Below are 7,847 nucleotides of genomic sequence, written 5' to 3'. Positions count from 1 at the left end.
CTTGTAAATGGATTTGTGTCCATGGTAGCACATTTCCATTTCTTCCAGCTGAGTGCTGTATTTGGTGGCCATTTTTGCTGCATTTTTAGTGGCCGTTTTTGCTGCATTTTATTATACCGCTAACAAGTGATAATTGTTTGAATAAGCACCCGAAAGGATGTTTTTTTTTAGGTGGGAAATGAGCTGCAATGTTAATTTTGTAAATCTCTTGGTATTGGTTTTTGTCTTTTTATCATACAGTGTGTGACTTTTATACATTGTTTAGAGAGATCTCATTTAAAACTGGAATAGTGTTTGATGTGGATCCCTATAAGCCTGCTGCAATGTAACACGTTTCATTATGATCTTTTTAAACTGGACATTCCGGATGAATGAAGGGAGTGTAAGTCAGGGACAACCTGTCAGGGAGGATGTCCGCTTACACAATATGTCAGGAAGGTCTGTCGCATGTGATATCCATAAAGAAATTATTCCAAGGTTAAGAGCCAGTCCGGCATATATTGCCGCATGAAATTTTCCTTTGAATGCAATGCGGGCGGTTGGCATAACATTTGCATGAGTAAAGTGTGAGATTTTAAAGGTTAAATTAAACCATTTGATATTTGATCATAAAGAGCTTAAAGAGCTTATGGAAAAAATTTGATGAGGGGGGATAGGTTCATTGAGTGACCGGGTGATGTGGGAAGGCTTGATATTCTTGATAGTATGAGTATTTTGGGTTGTTTTTTGCAACAATAGCTGTTTTACCTTGGGTAGTCCACTGGAAGTAATTCCTAAGAGTTTCCGAGATATCCAGAGGACTAAAAATTACTTAGGGGAGTGTAAGAATGAGATATGCAGAGACAGGCTATAACCTGGAAATCGATCTAGCCACAGGAAACATCGAACGGGTGGAAACCGATCCGAAATTAATGGAGACTCACCTGGGCGGTCTCGGCACCGATGTCAAGCTGTTTTGGGATCGGGTTCCACCCGAGACTAAAGCTTTTGATCCCGAGAATCTGCTGGTATTCAGCAGCGGCCTTTTAGGCGCCACATATGCCTGGAGCACTAACCGCACCTTATGTACGACAATTTCTCCGCAGACTGACTTGCTGGCATATCCGATGATGGGGGGATTTTGGGCGTCGGAATTGAAGTACGCTGGTTATGACAAAGTAATACTGCGCAACAAGGCCCCGCACTTGGTTTATATATGGATACACAATGACAAAGTAGAAATACGTGACGCCAGGCATTTAAAGGGTAAAGGCGCTGTGGAAACCCAAGATCTCATCCGGGAGGAACTGAATCAGCCGGACGCCCAGGTGTCCGCCATCGGCCTGGCCGGTGAAAACCGGGCCTTTGTCGCTTCGATCGAGCAGTCCAGGTCGAGTGCCAGCAGACTTGGAAGCGGCGGCGTTATGGGAGACAAAAACGTCAAGGCGATCGCCGTGCGCGGCACAAAGGACATCAATATCTACGACGGCGTTAAATTAATGGAGCATCTGGAAGAATTGAAGAAATTTGTAGTGCACCGCAATGAAAATCCCCTTACGGGCATAGAAATGGTCATCCACTCGGGTGTCGGGTCGCCGCAGGCGATGAGACATGTTGATGAGCAGTGGCATACTACAGGTTTCGCCTGGGGAAATGCCCGCACACGGAGAAAAGATTTTTGGAACCAAGAAATCTTCGAGAGATGGAGCAAGAGCCACTGGAGCGCGGTAAAACGGTTTATCAGCTGTTTTAACTGTCCGCAGCAATGCGGGACGTTAATTTCCTTCCAGGACGTTCCAAGATACATGATGAAATGCTTCTCAAAACTAAGCTATCTATTTGGTTCCAAATCAGACAGCATGGATTTTACCTGGAGAATCCTGCACAAGTCTTTTGAGTATGGAGTGGACTCATTCTCAACTCCGCAAATTTTGGCTTTTGCTGTTGAGCTCTATGAGGCCGGCATTTTTACTGATGCGGACTTTAAAGGATGCCCGACCGATAACGAGGGAAGATTCTTCTGGCTGCTTGACAAACTCGCCCACCGGGATGGAATTGGAGATTATCTGGCCGACGGTGTTTATTGGGCGGCCCGCAGGATTGGCAAAGGCGCGGAAGAATTCGACCATAATACCATTAAGAAACACGAGCAGATGAACGTCAAGCTGGGCATGCTGGATCCCCTTTATTTTCTTATGTTTGCCACTAACGAGAAGATAAGTATTACCCAAATTGAAGGGAACTGGCCCCAAACGGCTAAGCCCACCCAAGAATTAAAGGAACACTGGGCCAAGGACTGGATCCAGGTTCCCGATCCAAAGTTTATTGATTATTTCATGGGCTGGAATCCGCGTGGAGAAGGCTCAAATCCATATTACCCAACCCCGCAAATGTGTTCTGAAATTGTGGATTGGATGGAGCAAATCCACAATATTGACGACGCCATCGGGTTGTGCGCCGGTATGGGATCATTTTGCTATAAGCCGGGCTATCACGTACACAACTACCCGAAATTCATTAATGCGGCGACCGGGATGGATCTGGATGAAGAATCGCTTAAGAAAATAGTCAATAGAAGCCGGAATTTACACCGGGCGTTTAATAATAGAAGGGGCATGTCAAGAAAGGATGAGGCGCCGCCGAAAGACCACTGGAAGCATAGATTCCCTGAGCTCGAAGAAGAACTCTTAACCACGTATTACAAATTCAAAGGGTGGACTTATGACGGTATCCCTACAAAAGAACGGTTGCATGAATTAGATCTGGATTATGTTTATGATGACTTGGTAAAGAGAGGGATATATAAAGATGGCCAAGATAAAGAAGATTGTTAAGTCAATCAAAATTGACGCGGATAAGTGCAATGGCTGCCGGGCATGTGAGGTCGCCTGCGCTGGCTTTCACGCCACACCGAAATACAGCATCTGTAATCCGGCAAGGGCTCGCATCAAGGTAGTTACTTACCGGCGAAAAGACATATGGTTTCCGGTATTCGCGGGCGAGTATACGCCGGCCGGATGCGTAGGTAGAGACTCATACATTATTGACGGGAAAGAATATGCCGATTGTGACTTGTGCAGGGCCTCCTGTCCAACCAGGGACAGATTCAAAGAGCCTGATTCCGGTCTTCCTTTGAGATGCGACATGTGTGAAAGCGATCCGCCGCTACCAGAACCGATGTGTGTTTCAATATGCATAAATAACGTCCTGACTTACGTGGAAAAGGAAGAAGAAGTCGAGGAAGAAGAGAATGTGAGCGATATGGAGATTGGACTGAGAGCGTTGGCAAACACGCATGGAATGGATAAGCTGCTGGAAACCGTTGCCCGTATGATAGAAAAGGACTAATAAGGACAGGGGACACACCGAAAGAGGACAGGGGACACACCTGCTGAAGTCCGGGTGATAATTTCTGGACAGGAATGTCCCCAACTAAATGTGAAAGAAGAGGATTAATTGTGGAAACTGTAGCCCCCTTCAAAGAGGTCATGGGTGAAATAAAAGAGTACGGTGGAGAAGCCGTTAAATATTGCTATCAATGCGGCAAATGCGACACTGTTTGCCCCTGGAATAAGGTGAGAAATTTTAGTATGCGCAAGCTCATCCGCGAGGCCGCATTCGGTTTGACCGAGATCGAACATGAAGAGATCTGGCGCTGTACCACCTGCGGAAAGTGCGCTCAGATATGCCCCAGGGACGTCAAGCAGATCGAAAACATGAAGGCCCTGCGCAGGATGGCCTCCGGGTATGGAGTTTTCCCCGCCGCCGTCAAGCCGGTACGCGGCGTAAGCTCAAACCTGACCGCGGAAGGCAACCCCTTCGCTGAAAACCGGAAAAACAGGACGGATTGGGCGAAAGGCCTTTCCGTAAAAACATTCGAAGAAGGAATGGAATTTCTATATTTCCCCGGCTGCTACCTTTGCTATGACCCAAGATTAAAAAAAGTGGCCAAAGCCACGGCCAATGTCCTCAATAAAGCCGGGGTGGATTTCGGTATCCTGGGTGAACTGGAGAATTGCTGCGGGGAAAGCATCCGCAAGACGGGCAATGAGGAATTGTTCAAAAAATTAGCCAGGGAAAACATCAAAACTTTCATCGATAACGGGGTAAAGAAAATCCTTATTAATTCCCCTCATTGCTACCACACGTTCAAAAACGAGTATCCTGAATTCGGCGCAAACTTTGAAGTGATTCATATCTCCCAGTATTTATTCCAACTGGTTAACGAGGGAAGGCTTCAGATCAGCAAAGAGTACATGAAGAAAATCACCTATCATGATCCATGCTACCTGGGCCGGCATAACGGCGTATATGACGAACCGCGGGAAGCATTAAAGAAGATACCCGGTTTAGAGTTGATTGAGATGGCTGAGTCGCGGGAACAAAGCCTCTGCTGTGGCATGGGCGGAGGCAGGATTTGGATGGAGACCCACGCTGCCGACCGCTTTTCCAATATCAGATTGAATGATGCCATTGGGGTTGGAGCCGAAGTGCTCGTTACCGCTTGCCCGTATTGCATCACTATGTTTGAGGATAGCAGGGCAGTATTGAACTATGACAAAATTATTCAGGTTAAGGACATCACGGAGGTTCTCAGCGAGGTGATTTAGTGGCGGATAAGCCGGACATGCAAGTAGCGGGAGGTTGAACTTGCTTGTCAACAAATTAAGTATGGTTAACCCGAAGAGTGCGGGAAAACCAGGCGAGGTGGAAGAAAGTGGAAGAATTGTTGCTAAAAGAAAAGATTCGACAACTTATTAATAAACGTGGAAGCTGTGATTTTGGAGACGTAATGGTTGTTGGCGGAGGGATCAGCGGTATTCAAGCCGCGCTGGATCTCGGCACCGCGGGTTTTAAAGTTTACCTGGTGGATAAAGCGCCGACCATTGGCGGCCACATGGCGCAGTTGGACAAAACTTTTCCCACTAATGACTGCTCGATGTGCATCGAATCTCCTAAGTTTACTGAATGTGCGAGGCATCCCAATATTGAAATCATGACCTATACCGAGCTTGACAGCCTGGAAGGGGTAGCGGGAGACTTTACGGTAACCCTGGTTAAAAAGCCCAGGTATATTGATGCGGCCAAATGCACGGGCTGTACTGTCTGTGCCGAATACTGCCCGGTCGTGTACCCTGATCAATTTAACCAGGATATATCGAAGAATAAAGCCATCCACATTTACTTTGCCCAGGCAACACCTCTTAAACCTTATATTGACGAAAGCTGTTTTTACCTGAAAGACAAGACATGCACCGCTTGCCTGGGAGTCTGTAAAACCGGGGCCATAGATTTCAAACAAAAGCCGGAAAAGGTGGAAGTAAAAGTAGGGGCGATCGTTCTGGCTCCGGGCTTTGAGCCGTTTGATCCCAAGTTGAATGGCGACTATGGCTACGGCAAGTTTGAGAACGTGGTTACCAGTATGGACTATGAGCGGCTGTTATGCGCCACGGGACCATACGAAGGTGAGATATTGCGCGCTTCAGACAAGAAGCACCCTCATAAAATAGCCTGGATTCATTGTGTCGGCTCCAGACAGGTTATCCCTGGCGGCAACAGTTATTGTTCAGCCGTATGCTGTACTTATACCCAGAAACAGGTGATCCTGACCAAAGACCATGACGCCGAGGCTGAATGCACCATTTTCCATAATGATATCCGTTCCTACGGCAAGGATTTCGAACGGTTCTACCAAAGGGCGGAGAACCTGCCCGGGATCCGGTTTATCAGAAGCTACGTGACAATCGGAAGAGAGATCCCGGAAAGCAAGAATGTAACCATACGGTATTCCACAGTTGACGATGGAGTAAAAGAGGAAGAATTTGATATGGTGGTGCTGTCCGTCGGATTAAACCCGCCGAAGAGCATGTCGGAATTGGCAAGCAAATTAGGCATTGAGCTTAATGCCCACGGATTCTGCAAAACCAATCCGTTTAATCCGATGGAGACCACTCGCCCGGGAGTTTTTATCAGCGGAGCGTTCCAGGGTCCCGTTGATATTCCCGAGTCGGTTGTAACCGCCAGCGGGGCCGGTTCCCAGTGTGGTGAGATTCTTAACTACCGGCGGGGGAACCTGTCCACGGCGAGGGTGTATCCGCCGGAAAGAGATGTCTCGCAAGAGGAGCCCAAGGTGGGTGTCTATGTGTGTCACTGCGGGGCTAACATTGGAAGGATCGTGAATGTTCCCGAGGCGGTTGAATATGCCAAAACCTTGCCCAATGTTGTTCACTCAGATGAAAACCTCTTTATCTGTTCCACTGAAGCCGCGGCGATGCTGGCCAAGGATATCCAGGAAAAAGGGCTCAACCGTGTGGTTGTAGCCGCCTGTACCCCCAGGACCCACGAGCCGTTATTCCGGGACACCCTGCGTGAGGCGGGCATTAATCAATACTATTACGACATGGCCAATATCAGAGAACATTGCTCCTGGGTTCACTCTAAAGAAAAGGAAGCAGCCACTAAAAAGGCAAAAGAAATAATCCGTATGGCGGTGGCCCGGGCCTGCAATTTGGAGCCACTGCAGGAATTTGACCTGTCCGTCAACAAGGCCGCGTTAGTCCTGGGTGGAGGCGTGGCCGGCATGACCAGCGCTCTCTCCATAGCCAACCAGGGACATGAGGTTTACCTGGTGGAAAAGGATACGGAGCTGGGGGGAATGGCCCGGAGAATCCATTACACCCTGGAAGGGGCCGATGTTCAGGCGTATTTACGTGAGCTTATACGCAAGGTTTATCAGCACCAGTTAATACATGTGTATACCGGTGCGACCATCACGGAAGCGAGCGGTTTTGTGGGGAATTTCGTAACTGTGGTGAAATCTAAACGGGGAATCGCAGAGATTAAGCATGGAGCAGCCGTCATCGCGACGGGCGCTGAATTATACCAGCCCACCGAATATCTTTATGGTGAAGATGAGCGGGTAATGACCCACCTGGAGCTGGAGGAGCAGATTGCAACCGGAAATGAAAAGGTGGTTAACGCAGAAAGTGTTGTGATGATCCAGTGTGTAGGCTGCAGAAATGAAAACAGAAATTACTGCAGCCGGATATGCTGCAGCGAGTCTATCAAGAACGCCTTGAAACTAAAAGAGAAAAATCCCGGGATGGAAGTTTACATTCTCTTCAGGGATATCAGAACATATGGGTTCAAAGAGGATTATTACCGGGAAGCGGCAAGTAAGGATGTCCGGTTTATCCGTTATGAGCCGGATGATCAACCTCTGGTGGAAGCCGGTGAGTCTGATGAGGGAAAACCAGTTTTAAAAGTTACCGTGACTGATCCTATTTTGGGCAAAAAGCTTGAAATAGACGCCGATGCGGTTGCTTTGGCTGCCGCCGTGATTCCCTCGGCGGACAGAAATAATATAGCCGGATTATTTAAAGTATCATTGGGTCCGGATGAATTCTTCCAGGAAGCCCATGTCAAATTAAGACCTGTTGACTTTGGGGCGGAGGGCGTTTACCTGTGCGGGACGGCTCACTATCCCAAGCTTATATCGGAAACGATTAGCCAGGCTTATGGGGCTGCCGGCCGTGTCTTAACGCTTCTAGCAAATGATACTGTCGTAGCCTCGGGCTCAGTTTGCGGGGTGGATGAGAACAAGTGTGTTTCATGCGGGGCGTGCATTACCGTATGTGAGTATGGCGCCATAGAGTTTTACAATTCACCGCAAGGCAGAAAGGCCAGGGTTAATCCTGTTCTCTGCAAAGGGGATGGTCTCTGCAACACGAAGTGTCCAACAGAGGCTATTACATTAAGGCACTACAACAATGAAGAGCTCTTTAGCCAAATTGACGCGGCTTTTGCAGAATTGTAGAAGTGCGGTATTGAGCAAATCGGGGATTGCAAAATTGGGGTTACTTATCTAA

The 7,847-nt window shown here is 47.9% G+C and carries 4 protein-coding genes; all 4 read left to right on the top strand.

What is annotated here, in order from left to right:
- Window positions 1-827: 827 nt before the first annotated feature.
- The 4 genes from L9W92_RS15490 to L9W92_RS15475 all read left to right on the top strand — a co-directional run bounded on the left by L9W92_RS15490 (window position 828) and on the right by L9W92_RS15475 (window position 7,795).
- Window positions 828-2,813, top strand: coding sequence for an aldehyde ferredoxin oxidoreductase N-terminal domain-containing protein (locus L9W92_RS15490; protein ID WP_240084652.1), 1,986 nt, complete (start codon window positions 828-830; stop codon window positions 2,811-2,813).
- A complete protein-coding gene (locus tag L9W92_RS15485; RefSeq protein WP_240084651.1) occupies window positions 2,788-3,327 on the top strand; it encodes a 4Fe-4S dicluster domain-containing protein in 540 nt (179 codons plus the stop codon). Before L9W92_RS15490 ends, L9W92_RS15485 begins: the two co-directional genes overlap by 26 nt.
- Window positions 3,328-3,437: 110 nt before the next feature.
- Window positions 3,438-4,589 carry a (Fe-S)-binding protein gene (locus L9W92_RS15480; protein ID WP_240084650.1) on the top strand — a complete coding sequence of 384 codons (1,152 nt, stop codon included), beginning with the start codon at window positions 3,438-3,440 and terminating at the stop codon, window positions 4,587-4,589.
- A gap of 107 nt (window positions 4,590-4,696) precedes the next feature.
- Complete coding sequence (locus L9W92_RS15475) at window positions 4,697-7,795, top strand: CoB--CoM heterodisulfide reductase iron-sulfur subunit A family protein (RefSeq protein ID WP_240084649.1); 3,099 nt, start codon at window positions 4,697-4,699, stop codon at window positions 7,793-7,795.
- The last annotated feature ends 52 nt before the right edge of the window (window positions 7,796-7,847 follow it).

The organism is Pelotomaculum terephthalicicum JT (assembly GCF_022410535.1).
GTDB classification, from domain to species: domain Bacteria; phylum Bacillota; class Desulfotomaculia; order Desulfotomaculales; family Pelotomaculaceae; genus Pelotomaculum_D; species Pelotomaculum_D terephthalicicum.
This window is presented reverse-complemented; position numbering and strand designations above follow the sequence as displayed.

Coding starts and splice junctions, on each gene's coding strand:
- L9W92_RS15490 (WP_240084652.1), top strand. CDS start 828: ATGAGATATGCAGAGACAGGCTATAACCTGGAAATCGATCTAGCCACA.
- L9W92_RS15485 (WP_240084651.1), top strand. CDS start 2,788: ATGGCCAAGATAAAGAAGATTGTTAAGTCAATCAAAATTGACGCGGAT.